Source organism: Rhodococcus sp. BP-332, from assembly GCF_019836065.1.
Classification (GTDB): domain Bacteria; phylum Actinomycetota; class Actinomycetes; order Mycobacteriales; family Mycobacteriaceae; genus Rhodococcoides.
In genome coordinates this window covers 395,575-412,605 of the sequence record NZ_JABUEC010000004.1, presented here as the reverse complement: position 1 = coordinate 412,605, position 17,031 = coordinate 395,575, and the positions used below count along the sequence as shown (strand labels likewise).

Sequence of the window (17,031 nt, the reverse complement as noted above, 5' to 3'; positions counted from 1 at the left end):
GCGTCGTCCGGCGCACCACGAGGGTGTGCCGCTGCGACCGATCCGGCCGTCGGCACCACTATGCACTTACTATTCGTGCAGTGCAACATTCTTCGTAATCACTTACGGACCAGCTGGTAGGATGGCGCTCGTGCCCGACACCGACCCGACACTCGAAGCCGACGTGTTTTCTCGCCACTGCTCGTCCCGCGACACGATGCAGGACATCACCAGTCGCTGGGGCCTGCTGGCGCTCGCCGCGCTGTACGAGGGGCCGTACCGGTTCGGGGCTCTGCGGCGGCGCGTGGACGGGGTCAGCGAGAGGATGCTGTCGCAGACACTGCAGCGGCTGGAGCGTGACGGGCTGATCACCCGCACCGTGCTCGAACAGATTCCGCCGAAGGTGGAGTACGCACTCACCGACCTCGGGCGCGAGACGGCGACCCGGCTCGTCGGCCTCATCGAGTTCGTCGAATCGACGCTTCCGACCGTGACGGCCGCGCGCGCCGAGTACGACGCGCGCGGCACGGACGGGGTCTAGCTGGTTCCGCGGCCCGTCTCGGACTGCAGCTTGTCGATCATCTCGGACGCCTGCGCCTTGGTCAGGTCCGACGGCACCTCTTCGCCGGCCTCGCGGGCCAGCGTCTCGAGGTAGCTCAACTGGGGGCCGGTGGGCGGCTCGTCACCGGTGACCCAGTCGGACGGATCCTTCTCCGCGCTCTGGTCGACGTCCGCATTGCCTGTCTTGGTGGTGTCATTCGCATCGCTCATACGTTCGACTGTACCCACGAGTACCTCCGCGCAAACCGACGCGAATCGGCGAGCAGGCAGCCGCTGAGCGCGCCGATCGAGATTCATTCCGGTTTACTCCGTAAGAAACCGATCCAAGTCTCGCGTTTCACAGAATGTTTTCAGTTCGAGGTGCTACAAACGGAATCGTGATAGTCGTCGTGGTCGTCGGAGTGGTGTGGCTGCTGGTCGCCGCGGGTGCCGCAGTGCTGCTCGGACGCGCCGCATCGCGCGCGGACCACGAGGAACTCGGCTCCGAGCTCCAGTGGGACATGGCCGAACTCGATCACGAGGTCTTCGGCTCCCGCTGACTGTCCTGCCATTCTCCGTCGGCCGCCCCACTTCACAGCACGACGGCGGAATAATCCCCGTCGGTCGGTTTCAGGGATTGGTACGCGAACGCAATTCGGTCGATCGCAGCCTCCAATCGATCGGCACCCTCCGTGTACGGCAGGCGCACGTGGCGCTCGAACGCCCCCTCCACCCCGAACCGCGGCCCCGCCGCCAGCGCCACCCCGTGGGCCGGCGCGATCGCGGCGAGAGCCGTGGACGCCGCGGCAGGCATCTGAACCCACAACGACAGGCCGCCCGGCGCCGGGTCGTACGACCAGTCCGGAAGGTGCCGCGCCAGAGCCGCCGTCAGCGCATCGCGGTTACCACGGAGTTCCGCGCGGCGGGGAACCAAGATCTCCTCGTGCCGCTCGATCAGTGCCGCGCACGCGAGCTGATCCATGATCGGCGTGCCGATGTCGACGGCGGCCCGCGATGTCGCCAAGCGAGAGATCAGCGACGGCGACGCCCTGATCCAGCCGACCCGCAGACCACCCCAGTACGCCTTCGACGCGGACCCCACGGTGACGACGGTGCCGGGATGCCCGACCGCCGCGACCGGAGCGGGCGGCGCCTCGTCCAGCCACAGGTCGGCCATCGACTCGTCCACCACCAACGTGGTGCCGGTCCGGCGGGCGTTCGACGCCAGTTCCGCGCGGCCGGCGACATCGAGCAGAGCACCCGTCGGATTGTGGAAGTCGGGCAGCACGTACGCCATTCGCGCCCCCGTCTGCACCGTCGCGTCGCGAATCGCGTCGAGGTCCCATCGCCTCGACGAACGCGCCGATCCAGGGGTCGAGTACTCCCGCGGCCTCAACGGGACGGGCACCGCGCGCGCCGCAGTTCGTCGAATCGCCTCCAGCGCATTGGGATACGTCGGGTGATCGACCACCACCCGGTCACCTGGCGACACCAGCACCTCGAGCAGCAGCCGCCAGGCCTGCTGCGCGCCGGACGTCACCATGATCTGGTCCGGCGACGTGGGCAGCCCCCGCTCGTCGTACCGGCGAGCCAGGGCCTGCCGCAGTGTCGCGAGACCGACCGGCTCGATACCGTGACCCGTGTAGTAGGCCGGAAGTGCCTCCAGCGCAGCGGCGTACGCCTGTGTCACCTCGTCGGACGGGGCGGTGACGGCGGCATGGGTCAGATCGATCACCGACGCCGCCGCGCGGGCCGGCCGCCCCGCCAGGGTGGTCCGCGGCAGTGCGACCGTGCTGCGGGAACCCTGCCTGCTCAACAGGTACCCCTCGTCACGCAGTGCCGCGTACGTGTTGGTGACGGTGGTGCGGGACAGCGACAGGGCTCCCGCCAGATCGCGCTCACTGGGCAGGGCGACGCCCAGGGGGATGCGGCCGTCGTGCACCAGGAGCCGGATCCCGTCGGCGAGTGCCCGGTAGACCGGCCGGTGCCGCCCCGACGGCCGCCAGTGCCCGAGGTCCCGCGAGAGAGTCGACGCACCGATCACGCGAGTCACCATGAGGTCCAGTATCCACCTCGGTGGACACCGGGGTGCAGTCCAGTTCAGGCGGTGCGGACGGATCCCATGAGGAATGCCCCGGTACCCGGGAGCCATCCGACGGTGCCGTTCTCGAACACGTTGTAGCGGCCGTGGCCCGTCGGAGTGCGCTTCTCGTCGGTGAGCGGGTAGCCGAGCGATCCACTCGGGCCGCCGTGCGCGAGGTACCAGGCGAGGATGTCGCCGTGCACCTCGTGCGCGCCGCCCTCGGGGAGCGCGAAGACCGTGGCGTGCTGGAACTCGAGCATGCCGCCGCCGCGCGGCCCCAGCATCAGCTCACCGACACGGTCACCGATCCACGAGTGCTCGAAGCTGAAACGCTCGAACTGGCACTGGAAGACCTCGAGCCCGACGTAGGTGCTGTCCATAGCGGTCCTCCACTGACCTGCTCTCGCCGAGAGGGGGATCCGTTTTGTTCCACCTCATAGCGAACCTGAGCCACAGTATGAGCCATCCTGGCGTTATCGTCACGCCATTTGTGATATCTCGACCGTGTCAGGACAGGATGTCGCGCCGCACGATGGTCTGGTCACGGCCCGGACCGACGCCGATGTACGACATGTACGACCCCGAGAGCTCCTCGAGACGCAGCACGTACCTCTGGGCGTTGACGGGCAACTCCTCGAAGGTCCGCGCCCCCGAGATGTCCTCCCACCACCCGGGCATCTCCTCGTAGATCGGCTTCGCGTGATGGAACCCGGTCTGCGTCATCGGCATGTCGTCGTGACGCACGCCGTCCACGTCGTACGCGACGCAGATCGGGATGGTGTCGAGCGAGGACAGTACGTCGAGCTTGGTGAGGAAGTAGTCGGTGATGCCGTTGACGCGCGTGGCGTACCGCGCGATGACGGCGTCGAACCAGCCGGTGCGCCGGGCGCGGCCTGTGGTGACACCCACCTCGCCGCCCTGCTTGGCCAGGTACTCGCCCGACTCGTCGAACAGCTCCGTCGGGAACGGGCCGGAGCCGACGCGCGTGGTGTACGCCTTCAGGATGCCGAGGACGGTGGTGATCCGACCCGGGCCGACGCCCGAACCCACGGCCGCGCCGCCCGCCGTCGGGTTGGACGACGTGACGAACGGATAGGTGCCGTGATCGACGTCGAGGAGCGTGCCCTGCGAGCCCTCGAGCAGCACGGTCTCGCCGCGCTCGAGCGCCTGGTTCAACGCGAGCCGGGTGTCGGCGATGCGGTGCTTGAAGCCCTCGGCCTGGCCGAGCACCTCCTCCACCACCTTCTCCGACTCGAGGGCGCGCCGGTTGTAGATCTTGGCGAGCACCTGGTTCTTGAATTCCAGTGCGGCCTCGACCTTCTGGGTCAGGATCTTCTCGTCCAGGACATCCGCCGCACGCACTCCGACGCGGGCGATCTTGTCCTGGTAGCACGGGCCGATGCCGCGTCCGGTGGTGCCGATCTTGCGGGCACCGAGGAATCGTTCGGTGACCTTGTCGATGGCCACGTGGTACGGCATGATCAGGTGCGCATCGGCGCTGAGCAGCAGTTTCGACGTGTCCACGTCGCGCTTCTCGAGGCCGTCGAGTTCGGTGAGCAGCACACCTGGATCCACGACGACGCCGTTGCCGATCACGTTGTTCACACCGGGCGAGAGGATGCCCGACGGGATGAGGTGAAGCGCGAACTTGTCGCCGTTCGGCAGCACCACGGTGTGGCCGGCGTTGTTGCCACCCTGGTAGCGCACCACCCACTGCAGTCGCTCGCCGAACAGATCCGTGGCCTTGCCCTTGCCCTCGTCGCCCCACTGGGCGCCGATGAGGACGATTGCCGGCATGTGTTGCTCCATCACTCGGGTGGACAGCCGGACCATCCCGGGCTGTGGCACGTGTCGGAACGCACTTCGTGACGTGCGGAACGCGCACCGACCATGACCGGTGACACAGTGTACCGCCCGAGACGACACGTGCCGCTCACAGCCGACCGCACACCGTACTGCCTGGTCTTCTGTCGCGGCGGCACGGTCAAAGCGACGCGAAATCGAGACCGGGCAAGCGCCTTCCCGGGGTCCACGACGACCGTGTCCTGATTAGGGTGGGGCAGACCCGTCCGGCTGAGAAGGAATTCGCGTGACTCCGTTCGTCTTGCAGTGCGGCAGGCCCTTGCTGCCCATCGCGCTGTCCTCGCTACCGCTCACCGCGGTACCCGAGGTGCCGTCGAAGGAGGAGTGCGACGCCCTGCTCGCCGAACTCGACGCGGTGCACGACCCCCGGCTGATCGTGCTCGGCACCGACGCCTCGCTCGCCGCCGTCCTCACCCGGTTGATGCGGCGCGACCGACTCGACATCGAGCTCGCCTACGTCGCCGAGACCGCCAGCGAGGCCAGCCACCTCTTCCGCGTCGGCACCGGATCGCGCGCCGCCAAGGTCGCGCTGTCCGGCACCGCCTCCCCCACTCCCCTCATCCGTGACGACGCCGGATCGGCCGTCGTCGGACTCGCCACCGTCTCGGGGCCGTCGGGCCACCTCGTCGGCGAGGCCTACGTCGACGACACCAAGCTCTTCTCCGGTGAGGTGCCGGGCATCGAGGTCACCCCGACGCTCGAGATGCCGGGACTCCGAGCTCGGGTGCAGGGCAAGCGCGGACTGTTCCGCCGTCGCTGGATCACCGGCCGGGCGATGCAACTCGGAGCCACGGCAGCGCGTCTGACGAAGGACGGCATCGACATCCCCCGCGAGACCACCCGGTCCACCATCTACCGCCACGACAAGCAGTGGTTGCTCGTACGTTAGCGCCGACTGATACTGCTGCTCAGCATCTTTCGTAGTTCTTCGGCGTCCCGTGGTCGCGATCCCGGTTCGAGCATGCCGTCCCGGACGAGGTCCGCCGCGAGCGCCAACGGCCACGGTGTCCGCAACCTGGCCCGTCCCAGCAGGTCGATGTCCGACAGCAACGTCACCGGATCCCCCTGCACGACAGCGCCGTCCACGACCACGGCGACCGAGTGCGACCACTCCAGCGCCAGGGCCACGTCGTGTGTCGACAGCACCACGGTCGTGTGGTGATTCTCCAGGCGGTGCAGCGCGGCGAACATCTCGTCGACGCCCTGCGGATCGAGCCCGGCCGTCGGTTCGTCGAGCAACAGGATGCACGGCCGCATGGCCACGGCGCCGGCCGTCGCGACGCGCTTGCGCTCACCGTAGGACAGCTGGTGCGTCGGCCGCGACCGCAGATGGTCGATGCCCATCACCTCGAGCGCCGCCTCCGTGCGCTCGCGCACCTCGTCGGGCCCCAGGCCGAGGTTCACCGGACCGTAGGCGACGTCTCGGTACACGTCGACCGAGAACAACTGATCGTCCGGATCCTGCAGCACCAGTTGCACTTCCTGGCGATGTGCCCGCAGGCCCGACCGGCTGTGGCGCAGTGCGACGTCGTCGATCTCCACCCGTCCGCCGTCAGGAACGATCGCTCCGGACAGGCACCGCAGCAGGGTCGTCTTGCCCGAGCCGTTGGCGCCCAGGAGCGCCACCCTGGCGGCGGCGGGAACGCTCAGGCTCGCTCCGGCCAGCACCGGCGGCCCGCCCTGATACCGCACCTCGAGGTCGCGGGCGGTGAGCGTGCGGTGGCTCATGCGCGATGTCCCAGCAGGGACAGCGCCACCACGGCTCCCAGCACCGCCACGACGGTCACCAGGAAGCTCGGCGAACTGCGCTGCCGGTCGACCGGATCCGCCGAGACCGCGTCGCCGAACTCGCGACCCGCCAGCCCCGCCTCGAGCCGCGAGGCCCGGTCCCACGACTTGATCAGCACGGCGGCCGTCAGCAGACCCGCGGAATGCAGCGACCGGCGCGGCGACGAGTAGCCGAGGCGGGCGGTCTGCGACTGGCGGATGGTGCGTACCGACGACAGCAGCACGAACAGGAAGCGGTACATCACGGCGGCGACGTCGATGCATGCCTGCGGTACCCGCAGCCGTCGCAACCCGATCAGGATGTCGATCATCGGTGTCGTGACGGCCAGCAGGAGCACGGCCGACGTCCCGGCGATCGCGTGACCGGACACCTCCAGCGCTCGTCGCGCGCTGTCGGCCGTGACCCCGACACTCCAGTCCGGCGTGGCGGTCACCGTGACGGCGACGGAGACGGCGCCGAGGGCGATGAAGGCTGCGGGCGCGGTGAGCGCACGCAGCACCGGCCGGAGCGGTGTGCGGGCAGCCCCGACGGCCGCACCGAGCGCGACCACCGTGACGATCAGCGCGCCGGGCCACGGCGGGAGCAGCAGCGCGCACAGCACGAGACCCAGCGACAGTGCCGCCTTGTCCCCCACCGCGCGCGTGCGCCACGGACTGGCCCAGGCCGCGTCGTCGACCGCGAGACCCTGCACCTACGTCCGTTCGAGTTCGGTGCGGAGCGCGTCGAGCTTGCGCCGACCGCGCAGCGCCGCCAGCGCGTACCCGAGGACGAGCCCACCCAGCGCGGCCTGCAGCGCGAAGAGACCCGACTCCACCTCGCCCGACGTCGGCGAGAACACCGACTCGAACCACGGCACGTAGTCCGGGTGGTCCTCCTCGATCTGCGACGTGGCGGCCGAATCGGTACCGACGAACCGCTCCTCGTCGCCGCTGCGTCCCGCGTCGAGCATCAGCGCGGCGCCGACGATGAGGACGATCCCGAGGACGAGCAGCAGGTTGATCACGACGTTCCTACGCATCGACGGCACCCTTCTCGCGGCGGAGCACTCCGAGGTCCCGCAGCTCCGGCGTCGCCACGGTCCGCAGGACGCGGAACACCAGCACACCCAGCAGGCCCTCCGCGATGGCGAGCGGAATCTGGGTGACAGCGAAGATGGACAGGAACTTGGTGACGGCTCCGAGTACGCCGCTCTGCGGATCCGGGAACGCGAGCGCGATCTGCACCGACGTCGTGCAGTACGTCGACAGGTCGGCCAGCATCATCGCGAAGAACACCGACAGCGACAGACCACCGCCCAGCCTGCCGGTGAGACGGAACGCGGCGTACCCCACCCACGGGCCGACGATCGCCATGGAGAACGCGTTGGCGCCCAGCGTCGTCAGGCCGCCGTGCGCGAGCAGCAACGCCTGGAAGAGCAACACCACCGTGCCCAGGAACGCCATGACCGGCGGCTTGAACAACACCGCGCCCAGCCCTGTCCCGGTGGGATGACTCGAGCTGCCCGTGACGGACGGCAGCTTGATGGCGGAGAGAACGAAGGTGAAGGCACCGGCAGCACCCAGCAGCAGACGGCTGCGGGGGTTCTCCCGGACCTGGACGACGACGGCGCGAGCGCCGTGAACGACGAACGGCGCCGCGGCGCACGTCCAGACTGCCGCGTGAACGGGTGGCAGAAAACCCTCGGCGATGTGCACGAGTGGAACTCCTCAGATTGCGCGTCCGATTCGAGTCTCACGTGCCGGATCGGCGATCTGACTCACGGACGACGAGGCCCGCTCACAGTGGCGCGACCGTTCCGGATTCTCACCGGATTCCCCTCGCCAGCACGTCGCAGGTACTGACCTGCCGTGTCATGGTCGCACAGGTGTTCCGATGCCTGTCACCATCCCGGCCGGCCTGCTACCAGGTGAGCTCGTCGCGGCAGGTGGCACCGTGCACCGCGGGCTCGACCTGCACGGTGGCGTGGTCCAGGCCGTAGGCCGAGAGCACTTCCTTCCCGCGGGCCAGCATCACCGATCCGGAACCGTCCGACGTGATGTGCACCGTGGCGACGTCCATGCCGGTGGTGAGGGTCCAGACGTGCAGGTCGTGGACGTCGACGACTCCGGGCAACGCCCGCAGATCGGCCTCGAGCGCACCGATGTCCACCGACGACGGGCTGGCCTGCGTGAGGATGCGCAACGACTGGCCGGCGAGCGAGAGTGCCCGCGGCACCACCCACAGCGAGATGGCGATACCCACGACGATGTCCGCCCACGTCCAGTCGAACGCCAGGAGCAGCACACCGGCGACGAGCACCCCGACGCTGCCCACGGTGTCCGCGAGCACCTCGAGATAGGCCCCGCGTACCGCGATGGAGTCCTTCGCGTCGGCGCGGATGAGCAGCATGACGACGATGTTGGCGACGAGTCCCGCGGCGGCCGTCAGCACCATCGCGAGGCCCGGGATGTCCGGCTGGTCCCCGATGCGGCGGATCGCCTCGACGAAGATGAAGACCGCTACCCCGAGCAGCAGCACCGCGTTGGCGACAGCGGTGAGGACCTCGGCCCGGTGCCACCCGAATGTCCGTGCAGCGGAACTCGATCCGCGCCGGGCCATCGTGAGCGCGACGAGGCCCATCGACATGCCGATGATGTCGGTGAGCATGTGCCCGGCATCGGCGAGCAGGCCCAGCGAGTTGATGATCAGGCCGACGGTCAGCTCGAGGGCGAAGAACGCGACGAGCACGAACCACGCGATCCCCATGCGTCGCAGACGCCCGGTGCCGGCCTCACCTGCCGCCGGTGTGTGCGCATGTCCGTGCCCCGCTCCCATGATCGAGACCATACATGCGAATGTGTGCATATGGTGAGTCACGCTTCCCGCAGGGGTTCCGTACTCGAGGAGGGGTTGCAGCGTCCGCGGGAACACGGAACGGCAGCGGGAACCCAGAGACCTCCGGCGTCAGCGGAACGCGATGGCCATCCCGGCCGCGAGCAGACGCCGTAGCCGTTCGGGATGACGCAGGTCGTCCCACGTCCACCGCACCACATGGCAGCCGAGCGCGCGGAGGGCGTCCTCGCGCAGCTTCTCGTCGATCACCGACTGCGCTCCGCCGCGATACTTCGTCAGCCCGTCGAACTCGCCCACCAGCCGACCGTCCCAGTCGAAATCGGTGCGGGCCACGATGCGACCACGATCGTCGAGGAAGCGATGCTGCAGCCTCGGCGAGGGAATCTCGGGCCACTGCATCATCAGGGCTCGGCTCCACAGTTCGCCGATGCTCTCGGTGAGAGGGCTCGCGAGGTCCACCGCGCGGCGGGCGGTGGCGATGCCGCGACGGCGCCCGAGCCGTGCGAGGCACTCCTGCAGATCCGGCGCCTCCGTGCGGAGTGCGGACTCGACAGCGCACAGCGCACGATCGAGTCCCACCGTGCACGCGATGTCGAGCGCCGTCCGCGTCGGCGTCGTGACCTGCACACCGTCGACGGTGGTGACGTCCAGCGGGGACAGCGGGACCCGGTGCTCGGCGACCCTCCTGGTCGACGCACCACCTCCTCGACCGTCGACGCTCACGTGCACCCGGTCTCGGTCGGGAGCGAGAAGGGGGAGCCGATGCAGCGCCGCCGCGGACTCGTGACTGGCGACGGCCACCGCGGTGCGTCCCGCCATGACTCCGAGCACGCGCAGGCGGTAGCGCTCGTCTGGTGATGCCGACGCCCACTCCGAGCCGGGGCCGTAGGAGCCGCGGCTCACGCGGACCAGTTCGCCGCGCCTCACCAGACCGCGCAGCGCCACATCGGTCACGTCACCGGTCGCGCGGCGGTGCAGGTCCATAGCGGTGAGTGTCGATCACGCGCGGACGGGGACACGCCTTCCTGTCGCCCGCCTGTGGAGCACCCTCGTCCTGTGTACCGGCAGCTCCCGCAGGGGTTCCGTACTCGAGGAGGGGTTGCAGCGTCCGCGGGAACACGGAACGGCAGCGGGAACCTAGTAGTCGAGCTCCGGCGGCACGGCGGGGTGGTCGACGGTCGGGGGCAAGGTCGCCAGCGCGGAGATCCGCGAGAGCCCCGCCACCTGGAGCAGGTCGACGACGATGGACCGGATCTGCGCGAGCACCACCACCGCGGACAGGCCGGCGTCCTGCATGAGCTCCGCCTTCGCACCGACCGCCACGTGCCGGAGAACCCGCGCTGCCTCTGCTCGGTCGGGTTGCTCGCCGGGATCAGCGAGCATCATCTTCCGCACCACCTCGGTGGCCTGCGCGAGCTTCTCGACGAGGTCGACCAGTCGGGGGTCGAGAATCTCGTCGTCGCGCACCAGGGACAGGGAGCGCCTGGCGAGAACCCGGATGTTGCGCACCGCGTTGTCCAGCGGATCCGCCGTCGCGGCGAGCTCGGCCAAGCGCTGCTTGCTGTTCCAGTACAGCGGGGAGATGCGGCTGATCTCGCGCCCGCCCTTGAGATCGGTGCGCATCGCGTCGATGGCCGGTTGTGTGGCGCGCGCAGCCTTCAGCGCCTTGGCGATCGGTTCCGCGTCGTTGGCCAGGAGACCGTCCGCGACGAGTTGCAGTACCCGGCCCGACGTGGCGATGACGGTGGCCGCGTCCTTGCGTGCGCGGCGCACGGGGTGCGTCGGCACGACGGCGACGACGGCGAGTCCCACCAGACCGCCGATCAACGCGTCGACCATGCGGTTGAGTCCGCCGGCGTTACCCGGCGGGATGAGCGTCGCCACCAGCACGGCCGACGATCCCGCCTGCATCGCGATGATGGCGCCGCTGTCGAGGAAGACGGCGGTCGACATCGCGAGCGCGACGACCAGGGCGATCTGCCACGGGCCGGTCCCGATGAGGGCGATGATCGCGTCACCGACACCGATACCGACCGTGACGCCGACGACGAGTTCGGCCGAGCGTCGCATCCGCGCCCCGAGGGACACGCCGAGCGAGACGACGGCCGCGATCGGTGCGAAGAAGGGCGTGACGTGCCCGACGACGTCCGTCGCCACGAACCACGCTATGCCCGCGGCGAGCGCGCACTGGATGATCGGCAACCCGGAGACACTCAGTCGCCGCAGCGAGGCGTCGATCCGCGCGGAGCCGCGGGTGCGCAGGCCGAGATGCGGGGCCGTGAATCGTGGGTAGCTCCCGAATCGGCCCATGAAGCTGGTGCTAGCCGACGCCGAGTTCGTCCGCGGCGCGCGGATCGCAGTCCTCGAGCAGATCGAGGCAGCGGGCGTACTCGTCCGTCTCCCCGATCGACTGCGCGGCGCGGGCCAGGACGGCCACGCAGCGCAGGAAGCCGCGGTTGGGCTCGTGGCTGTACGGCACGGGTCCGAAGCCCTTCCAGCCGTTGCGACGCAGCTGGTCGAGCCCGCGGTGGTAGCCGGTGCGTGCGTAGGCGTACGCGGTGATGGTGCGTCCGTCGGACAGGGCGGCCTCGGCGAGGTAGGCCCACGCGATCGACGCGGTGGGGTGCGCCGCGGCCACCTCCTCGGGGGCCGTGTGGTTCAGGAGAGCGGACTCGGCCTCGTCGTCGCCGGGCAGCAGGGTGGGCTGGGGACCGAGGAGATCACCGAAGGAAGTCATGACGACAGTCTCCCACGGAGCGCGCGGGAGACGTCGGGCGCTGGATAAGGTGCACGCGTGTCCCCGGATAACTCGCGCCCCGCCGCACCGCGCCGCATCGAACCCAGCGCCGCACCGAAGAAGGTGTCGACGCGCTCCGGAGGACGGCGGCGCGGACCGTGGATCGCGGCGGCCCTCGTGGCCCTGCTGGCGATCGCGGGTGTCGTGGCGTTCGCACTGCTGCGGGGCGGCACGAGCGTCACGGGTCCGAGCGACGACGAGAAGATCCGCACCTCGATCGACACCTTCACCGCGGCGTTGCGTGACGGCGACCTGACCGCTCTACGCGGCGTCACGTGCGGCGCGCTGGCGTCCTTCTACGGCGGCATCTCCGAGGCCGACTTCGCCGCGACGCACGACGCCGCCGTCGCATCCGGAACGGTGCCGGTGGTACAGAGCGTCGACACCATTCAGATCACCGAAGCGGAACCGCCGGATCAGACGACGGCGATCGCACAGGTCACCGCGCGCACCGAGGGCGCGGAGCCCTCGGCGCGCACGTTCGACCTCGCGCTGGACGGCGAGACCTGGAAGGTCTGCGCCTGACCGCGCTCGTGCGGGCGTCAGCCCGCTGACACACTCCGACCGGCGGACTTCAGGTCGTTGCACGCCTCGACGACGCGCGCCGTCATACCGGCCTCGGCCTTCTTGAGGTAGCTGCGCGGGTCGTAGGCCTTCTTGTTACCCACCTCGCCGTCGACCTTCAGCACGCCGTCGTAGTTGCTGAAGAAGTGGCCGGCGATGGGCCGACTGAACGCGTACTGGGTGTCGGTGTCGACGTTCATCTTCACGACGCCGTACTCGAGGGCCTCCTCGATCTCGCTCTTGGCCGAGCCCGAGCCGCCGTGGAAGACGAAGTCGAAGGGCTTGGAGCCGGCAGCGAGTCCGAGCTTCTCGGTGGCGACGCGCTGGCCGTCCGCGAGCACCGACGGCTTGAGCTTGACGTTGCCCGGCTTGTAGACGCCGTGGACGTTGCCGAACGTCGCGGCCAACAGGTAGCGCGATCCGGCATCGCCGGCACCGAGCGCCTCGACCGTCTTCAGGAAGTCCTCGTTCGAGGTGTACAGCTTGTCGTTGATCTCCGCCTCGACGCCGTCCTCCTCGCCGCCGACCACGCCGATCTCGATCTCCAGGATGATGCGCGCCGCGGCGGCCCGGGCCAGCAGATCCTTGGCGATCTCGAGGTTCTCGTCGATCGGCACCGCGGAGCCGTCCCACATGTGCGACTGGAAGAGGGGGTTCTTCCCGGCGTCGACGCGCTCCTGCGACACCGCGAGGAGCGGACGCACGTAGGTGTCCAGCTTGTCCTTGGGGCAGTGGTCGGTGTGCAGCGCGATGGTGACGTCGTACTTCGCGGCGACGACGTGGGCGAACTCGGCGAGCGCGACGGCGCCGGTGACCATGTCCTTCACACCGAGGCCGGACGCGAACTCCGCGCCACCGGTGGAGAACTGGATGATGCCGTCGCTGCCCGCGTCGGCGAAGCCCTTGATGGCCGCGTTGACGGACTCGGATCCCACGCAGTTGATGGCGGGAAAAGCGAACTTGTGTTCCTTGGCGCGGCCGAGCATCTCGGCGTACACCTCGGGAGTTGCGATCGGCACGAAGAAACCTCCACGGTGAGCGAACGGGGCACCCGATCAGGTGCGGTCACTAGCAGTATGTCAACCGAGGTGACGCCGGTCGCGCCCTGCCCGATCTACTCGCCGGTAGTTGCTGAGAGTTGCTCGTGAGTTGTACTACCCGCCACTCGGCGTGCGGGTATCGACTGCTCTCGCCGGTACTGTGGGCGCTTGTGACTACCGTGGCCGCCTCCGTGACCGACCTCGCCCTGCTGCCGGGGTTCCTCGATCCCGTCAACCTGCTGAACTCGTTCGGCACCTGGGTCCTGGTCGGTCTGCTGCTGGTGGTGTTCATCGAGTCGGGCCTGCTGTTCCCGCTGCTCCCGGGCGATTCGCTGCTGTTCACGGCCGGTCTGATCGCCGCGTCGAAGAGCGCGGAGATCGAGCCGTTCGCGCCGCTGTGGGTGCTGTTGGTGACCATTCCGATCGCCGCGGTGCTGGGTGATCAGGCGGGATATCTGATCGGCAAGAAGGCCGGCACGGGCCTGTTCACGGACGACGCCCGCTTCCTGAAGAAGCGCTACATCGACGAGTCGCACGCGTTCTTCGAGAAGCACGGTCCCATCACCATCTTCCTGGCGCGCTTCGTGCCCATCGTGCGTACGTTCGCGCCGGTCGTGGCCGGCGCCTCGGGCATGCGCTACCGCACGTTCATCACCTACAACGTCGTCGGCGGCATCGTCTGGGGCTCGGGCGTCACGCTGCTCGGCTACCTGCTGGGCCAGATCGCCGTCATCCGCGACAACGTCGACATCATCTTCCTGCTCATCGTCGCCGTGTCCGTCCTGCCCATCGCCTGGGAGGTCGGCAAGCGGATCGTCTCCTCGCGCCGCACCCCGCTCGGTGAGGCCGTCGACGCGTTCGACGGCAAGCTCGACGGCAAGGTCGAGCCGTCCAAGTGGTCCGAGCCGGCCCAGAGGTCGGACACTGCTCAGCGGTCGGAACCAGCTCAGTGGTCCGAGCCCGTCCAGCGCACCGAGCCCGCTCCGCGCGACTCGTCCTCGTAGATCGGTCCCCCGTTCATGCTTCTCGCCGGTAGCACCGTGCTCGCCGAAGGCGGCGCGATGGGATTCCTCGAATCGGCCGGGCCCACCCTGGTCTGGCTCATCGTGGTGTCCTTCGTGTTCCTCGAGTGCGCCGTCATCGTGGGCCTCTTCCTTCCCGGCGACTCGCTGCTGATCACCGCCGGTATCGGACTGGCCGCCCACGCCTCGGGCACCTCGCACGTGTGGGCGCTGTCCGCGGGCGCGTTCCTGGCCGCCATCGCCGGTAATCAGGTGGGGTACATGATCGGTAAACGCACCGGTCATCGCCTCGTGGCGCGCAAGAACGGCAAGTACGTCAACACCGCGAATCTGGAGAAGGTCAACCGACTTCTCGAGAAGCACGGCTTCTGGGCGGTGCTCGTCGCGCGCTGGATCCCGTGGGTGCGGACCCTGTGCCCGATGGTCGCCGGTGCCGGTGGGATGAACCACCGCCGCTACACCATCGCCAGCACGCTGGGTGCGCTCATCTGGGCACCCGTGCTGCTGCTGATCGGGTTCTACTTCGGAGCGGTGCTCGACAAGGTGTCGTGGCTGTTCCCCACCGTGCTCACGCTGATGATCGTCTCGATCGTGGTCGGCACCATCTTCGGTCTGTACCAGTACCGCAAGGAGATGAAGAAGCCGGTGGAGACCACCGAAGTGCACGATCTCTGACGTGCACGATCTCTGACGGCTGGCGTTCAGCCGAGGCTGTGCGCCGCCTCCATCAACATCCAGCCGCCGAGCTGGACGGAGAAGTCGCGCTCCGGCACGGACGACGACGTGACGGTGCCGGCGCTGAACCGGGCGATCGACGCACCGAACGAGGGCAGCTTGGCGATGGCGGACCAGTCGCTGCCGAACAGCGGCAGGCCCTCGATGGACAGGCAGTTGTCCCACGCGGCCTCCGCCGACGCCAGCACGATGTCGGCGGCGACCGAGCGCGCCTCGTGGTCCTCGTCGTCGTCTCCGGGCAGCGACGTCGCCACCAGTGCGAGGTACCGGGCGAGGATCCCGTTGAACAGGCCGCCGTCCCCTCCCCCGCCGCCGATGATCACGCCGTCCTTCGTGAGGTGCTGCTGCACGGCGGCGACGAGTCGATGCACGCGCTCGCGGTGCTTGTCGTCACCGAGGCTGATCGCGAGTTCGGTCTCGGCGCCGAGCACGACGCCCTGGCAGTAGGAGTAGATCGGCGTCTCGACACGGCCGTCTGCGTGGATGCCGTCGAGCACGAGATGGGTCGTCGGATCGACGAGAGTCGCGTCGATCCAGTCGGCCATGGCCTGGGCGCGCCACAGCTTGCCGGTCCGTGCGAGCAGCACCGCCGCCGGGCCGTTGGCCGGCACGTTGAAGAAGTCGCTCTTCCTGGACCAGCGGATACCGCCCCCGTGCGCCGGATCCCAGGCGTCGAACAGCTCCGACTCCAGGGCCGCGATCGCGGTGCGATTGTCGACGAGGTGCAGACGTTGCGCTCGCTCGAGGGACAGCCCCAGCCACGCCATGTCGTCGTAGTACGAGTTGGTCCAGCCGGTGAGGTTGCGCAGCCGGTGGGTGCGCGCGATCCGGGCCAGCCGTCGTCGGCGGCGCGCCGACGGCGCCCGCTCCTCGGCGTCGACCACACAGTCGATGAGGTGCGCCTGCCACCAGTAGTGCCAGCGGAAGAACAACCGCTCCCGTCGGACCGGCGGCCACGCCACGACACCCAGAGCCGTCCCCGGCAGTCCCCACAGACGGCGGACGTGGCGAGAGAAGACGGCCTCCTCGGCGGCGTCCGCCCTGGAGGACCACGTGTCGTGCATGATTCGATCCTGCCAGTACCCCTCGGCTCGGGAGCCGTCGGGCACGGTCACCAGGCCAGGTCGGGATCCGCGTGCTGCCGGATCCAGGCGTGCATCGTGATCCCGGCTGCGACACCGGCATTGATACTGCGGGTGGAGCCGAACTGCGCGATGGACACCGTCATCGACGCGGCGGCGCGCGCGTCGTCGGTCACGCCCGGGCCCTCCTGACCGAAGAGCAGCAGCGCATTCCGTGGGAGAACGGCAGTCTCGAGCGGGACGGACCCGGGCACGTTGTCGACGGCCACCACCGTCAGGCCCGCCTTCGCCGCGTACGCCGTCAGCGCCTCGACGGTCTCGTGATGCTCGATGTGCTGGTAGCGGTCGGTGACCATCGCACCGCGACGGTTCCAACGCCGACGCCCGACGATGTGCACCGCGGCGGCGCCGAACGCGTTGGCCGTGCGGACGACCGTCCCGATGTTGGCGTCGTGCGCGAAGTTCTCGATGGCCACGTGCATCGGATGCCGGCGCGTGTCCAGGTCCGCGACGATCGCCTCGCGCGTCCAGTACCGGTACGCGTCGACGACGTTGCGCCGATCCCCCTCGTCGAGGAGTTCCGGGTCGTAGCGGGGATCGGTGGGCCGAGGCCCGTCACGCTCGACGTCCCAGGCGGGTACGCCGCGCGGGTGCTCACCCCACTCGGTGGCACCCGCCTCGTCGCTGCGGTCGTTCTCGGTCAAC

General features: G+C 69.1%; 21 protein-coding genes and 1 riboswitch. Of the genes, 6 read left to right on the top strand and 15 right to left on the bottom strand.

Annotation, left to right across the window (positions count from 1 at the left end; all coding sequences use genetic code 11):
* Positions 1–121: 121 nt before the first annotated feature.
* On the top strand, positions 122–520 hold the full coding sequence (locus tag HQ314_RS17250) for a helix-turn-helix domain-containing protein (RefSeq protein ID WP_222646749.1): 399 nt from the start codon (positions 122–124) through the stop codon (positions 518–520).
* Here the strand turns inward: HQ314_RS17250 and HQ314_RS17245 are convergent.
* Entirely contained in the window at positions 517–750 is a 234-nt protein-coding gene (locus HQ314_RS17245) for a DUF3072 domain-containing protein (protein WP_027506404.1), read from the bottom strand. The genes HQ314_RS17250 and HQ314_RS17245 overlap by 4 nt on opposite strands.
* A gap of 167 nt (positions 751–917) precedes the next feature.
* On the opposite strand from HQ314_RS17245, the gene HQ314_RS17240 reads away from it, so the two are divergent.
* The gene (locus HQ314_RS17240) at positions 918–1,079 is read left to right on the top strand and encodes a hypothetical protein (protein ID WP_155957078.1); all 162 of its coding nucleotides are present in this window, start codon (positions 918–920) and stop codon (positions 1,077–1,079) included.
* A 32-nt stretch (positions 1,080–1,111) separates the two neighbouring features.
* Here HQ314_RS17240 and HQ314_RS17235 read toward each other — a convergent pair whose 3' ends face one another.
* The 3 genes from HQ314_RS17235 to HQ314_RS17225 form a co-directional block, all read right to left on the bottom strand.
* Positions 1,112–2,575, bottom strand: a complete 1,464-nt coding sequence (locus HQ314_RS17235) for a PLP-dependent aminotransferase family protein (RefSeq protein WP_222638846.1) — start codon at positions 2,573–2,575, stop codon at positions 1,112–1,114.
* Between the two features lie 44 nt (positions 2,576–2,619).
* The gene (locus HQ314_RS17230) at positions 2,620–2,982 is read right to left on the bottom strand and encodes an LGFP repeat-containing protein (RefSeq protein ID WP_056443694.1); all 363 of its coding nucleotides are present in this window, start codon (positions 2,980–2,982) and stop codon (positions 2,620–2,622) included.
* A gap of 127 nt (positions 2,983–3,109) precedes the next feature.
* Complete coding sequence (locus tag HQ314_RS17225; protein WP_027506406.1) at positions 3,110–4,399, bottom strand: adenylosuccinate synthase; 1,290 nt, start codon at positions 4,397–4,399, stop codon at positions 3,110–3,112.
* A gap of 292 nt (positions 4,400–4,691) precedes the next feature.
* Between HQ314_RS17225 and HQ314_RS17220 the strand changes: the two genes are divergently transcribed.
* The gene (locus tag HQ314_RS17220) at positions 4,692–5,354 is read left to right on the top strand and encodes a hypothetical protein (protein WP_027506407.1); all 663 of its coding nucleotides are present in this window, start codon (positions 4,692–4,694) and stop codon (positions 5,352–5,354) included.
* Here the strand turns inward: HQ314_RS17220 and HQ314_RS17215 are convergent.
* From HQ314_RS17215 to HQ314_RS17180, 8 genes are all read right to left on the bottom strand, one after another.
* Positions 5,351–6,193: an energy-coupling factor ABC transporter ATP-binding protein gene (locus tag HQ314_RS17215; protein ID WP_037186296.1), complete on the bottom strand. Its 843-nt coding sequence runs from the start codon at positions 6,191–6,193 to the stop codon at positions 5,351–5,353. The two genes, HQ314_RS17220 and HQ314_RS17215, sit on opposite strands and share 4 nt — an antisense overlap.
* A complete protein-coding gene (cbiQ, locus tag HQ314_RS17210) occupies positions 6,190–6,945 on the bottom strand; it encodes a cobalt ECF transporter T component CbiQ (protein WP_222650688.1) in 756 nt (251 codons plus the stop codon). The genes HQ314_RS17215 and cbiQ overlap by 4 nt, the downstream gene beginning before the upstream one ends.
* Positions 6,946–7,272, bottom strand: a complete 327-nt coding sequence (locus HQ314_RS17205; RefSeq protein ID WP_222650687.1) for an energy-coupling factor ABC transporter substrate-binding protein — start codon at positions 7,270–7,272, stop codon at positions 6,946–6,948.
* Positions 7,265–7,948 carry an energy-coupling factor ABC transporter permease gene (locus HQ314_RS17200; RefSeq protein ID WP_204869804.1) on the bottom strand — a complete coding sequence of 228 codons (684 nt, stop codon included), beginning with the start codon at positions 7,946–7,948 and terminating at the stop codon, positions 7,265–7,267. The genes HQ314_RS17205 and HQ314_RS17200 overlap by 8 nt, the downstream gene beginning before the upstream one ends.
* Before the next feature lie 33 nt (positions 7,949–7,981).
* A riboswitch (cobalamin riboswitch) is annotated at positions 7,982–8,111 on the bottom strand.
* Between the two features lie 42 nt (positions 8,112–8,153).
* Complete coding sequence (locus tag HQ314_RS17195; protein ID WP_222633144.1) at positions 8,154–9,068, bottom strand: cation diffusion facilitator family transporter; 915 nt, start codon at positions 9,066–9,068, stop codon at positions 8,154–8,156.
* Positions 9,069–9,197: 129 nt separating this feature from the next.
* A complete protein-coding gene (locus HQ314_RS17190; RefSeq protein WP_222650686.1) occupies positions 9,198–10,070 on the bottom strand; it encodes a type IV toxin-antitoxin system AbiEi family antitoxin in 873 nt (290 codons plus the stop codon).
* 153 nt (positions 10,071–10,223) lie between these two features.
* Positions 10,224–11,396 (bottom strand): aromatic acid exporter family protein, encoded by a 1,173-nt coding sequence (locus tag HQ314_RS17185; RefSeq protein ID WP_204869801.1) that lies wholly within the window; start codon positions 11,394–11,396, stop codon positions 10,224–10,226.
* A 10-nt stretch (positions 11,397–11,406) separates the two neighbouring features.
* Entirely contained in the window at positions 11,407–11,823 is a 417-nt protein-coding gene (locus tag HQ314_RS17180) for a DUF3151 domain-containing protein (RefSeq protein ID WP_027506413.1), read from the bottom strand.
* A gap of 57 nt (positions 11,824–11,880) precedes the next feature.
* Between HQ314_RS17180 and HQ314_RS17175 the strand changes: the two genes are divergently transcribed.
* Positions 11,881–12,408 (top strand): hypothetical protein, encoded by a 528-nt coding sequence (locus HQ314_RS17175; protein ID WP_056695874.1) that lies wholly within the window; start codon positions 11,881–11,883, stop codon positions 12,406–12,408.
* Positions 12,409–12,425: 17 nt separating this feature from the next.
* Here HQ314_RS17175 and fbaA read toward each other — a convergent pair whose 3' ends face one another.
* Positions 12,426–13,466: a class II fructose-bisphosphate aldolase gene (gene fbaA / locus HQ314_RS17170; protein ID WP_027506415.1), complete on the bottom strand. Its 1,041-nt coding sequence runs from the start codon at positions 13,464–13,466 to the stop codon at positions 12,426–12,428.
* A gap of 191 nt (positions 13,467–13,657) precedes the next feature.
* Between fbaA and HQ314_RS17165 the strand changes: the two genes are divergently transcribed.
* Entirely contained in the window at positions 13,658–14,491 is an 834-nt protein-coding gene (locus HQ314_RS17165; RefSeq protein ID WP_231476412.1) for a DedA family protein, read from the top strand.
* Between the two features lie 15 nt (positions 14,492–14,506).
* Positions 14,507–15,184, top strand: a complete 678-nt coding sequence (locus HQ314_RS17160) for a DedA family protein (RefSeq protein ID WP_051613508.1) — start codon at positions 14,507–14,509, stop codon at positions 15,182–15,184.
* Between the two features lie 26 nt (positions 15,185–15,210).
* Here the strand turns inward: HQ314_RS17160 and HQ314_RS17155 are convergent, their stop codons facing one another.
* Together HQ314_RS17155 and HQ314_RS17150 are read right to left on the bottom strand one after the other, a co-directional pair.
* A complete protein-coding gene (locus HQ314_RS17155; RefSeq protein ID WP_222638853.1) occupies positions 15,211–16,308 on the bottom strand; it encodes a glycoside hydrolase family 76 protein in 1,098 nt (365 codons plus the stop codon).
* Between the two features lie 47 nt (positions 16,309–16,355).
* On the bottom strand, positions 16,356–17,030 hold the full coding sequence (locus HQ314_RS17150) for an RNA methyltransferase (RefSeq protein ID WP_261781766.1): 675 nt from the start codon (positions 17,028–17,030) through the stop codon (positions 16,356–16,358).
* Position 17,031: the final 1 nt, after the last annotated feature.

Coding starts and splice junctions, on each gene's coding strand:
- HQ314_RS17180 (WP_027506413.1), bottom strand. CDS start 11,823: ATGACTTCCTTCGGTGATCTCCTCGGTCCCCAGCCCACCCTGCTGCCC.
- HQ314_RS17185 (WP_204869801.1), bottom strand. CDS start 11,396: ATGGGCCGATTCGGGAGCTACCCACGATTCACGGCCCCGCATCTCGGC.
- HQ314_RS17235 (WP_222638846.1), bottom strand. CDS start 2,575: ATGGTGACTCGCGTGATCGGTGCGTCGACTCTCTCGCGGGACCTCGGG.
- HQ314_RS17205 (WP_222650687.1), bottom strand. CDS start 7,272: ATGCGTAGGAACGTCGTGATCAACCTGCTGCTCGTCCTCGGGATCGTC.
- HQ314_RS17160 (WP_051613508.1), top strand. CDS start 14,507: ATGCTTCTCGCCGGTAGCACCGTGCTCGCCGAAGGCGGCGCGATGGGA.
- HQ314_RS17230 (WP_056443694.1), bottom strand. CDS start 2,982: ATGGACAGCACCTACGTCGGGCTCGAGGTCTTCCAGTGCCAGTTCGAG.
- HQ314_RS17215 (WP_037186296.1), bottom strand. CDS start 6,193: ATGAGCCACCGCACGCTCACCGCCCGCGACCTCGAGGTGCGGTATCAG.
- HQ314_RS17195 (WP_222633144.1), bottom strand. CDS start 9,068: ATGGGAGCGGGGCACGGACATGCGCACACACCGGCGGCAGGTGAGGCC.
- HQ314_RS17245 (WP_027506404.1), bottom strand. CDS start 750: ATGAGCGATGCGAATGACACCACCAAGACAGGCAATGCGGACGTCGAC.
- HQ314_RS17190 (WP_222650686.1), bottom strand. CDS start 10,070: ATGGACCTGCACCGCCGCGCGACCGGTGACGTGACCGATGTGGCGCTG.
- HQ314_RS17225 (WP_027506406.1), bottom strand. CDS start 4,399: ATGCCGGCAATCGTCCTCATCGGCGCCCAGTGGGGCGACGAGGGCAAG.
- HQ314_RS17155 (WP_222638853.1), bottom strand. CDS start 16,308: ATGCACGACACGTGGTCCTCCAGGGCGGACGCCGCCGAGGAGGCCGTC.
- HQ314_RS17250 (WP_222646749.1), top strand. CDS start 122: ATGGCGCTCGTGCCCGACACCGACCCGACACTCGAAGCCGACGTGTTT.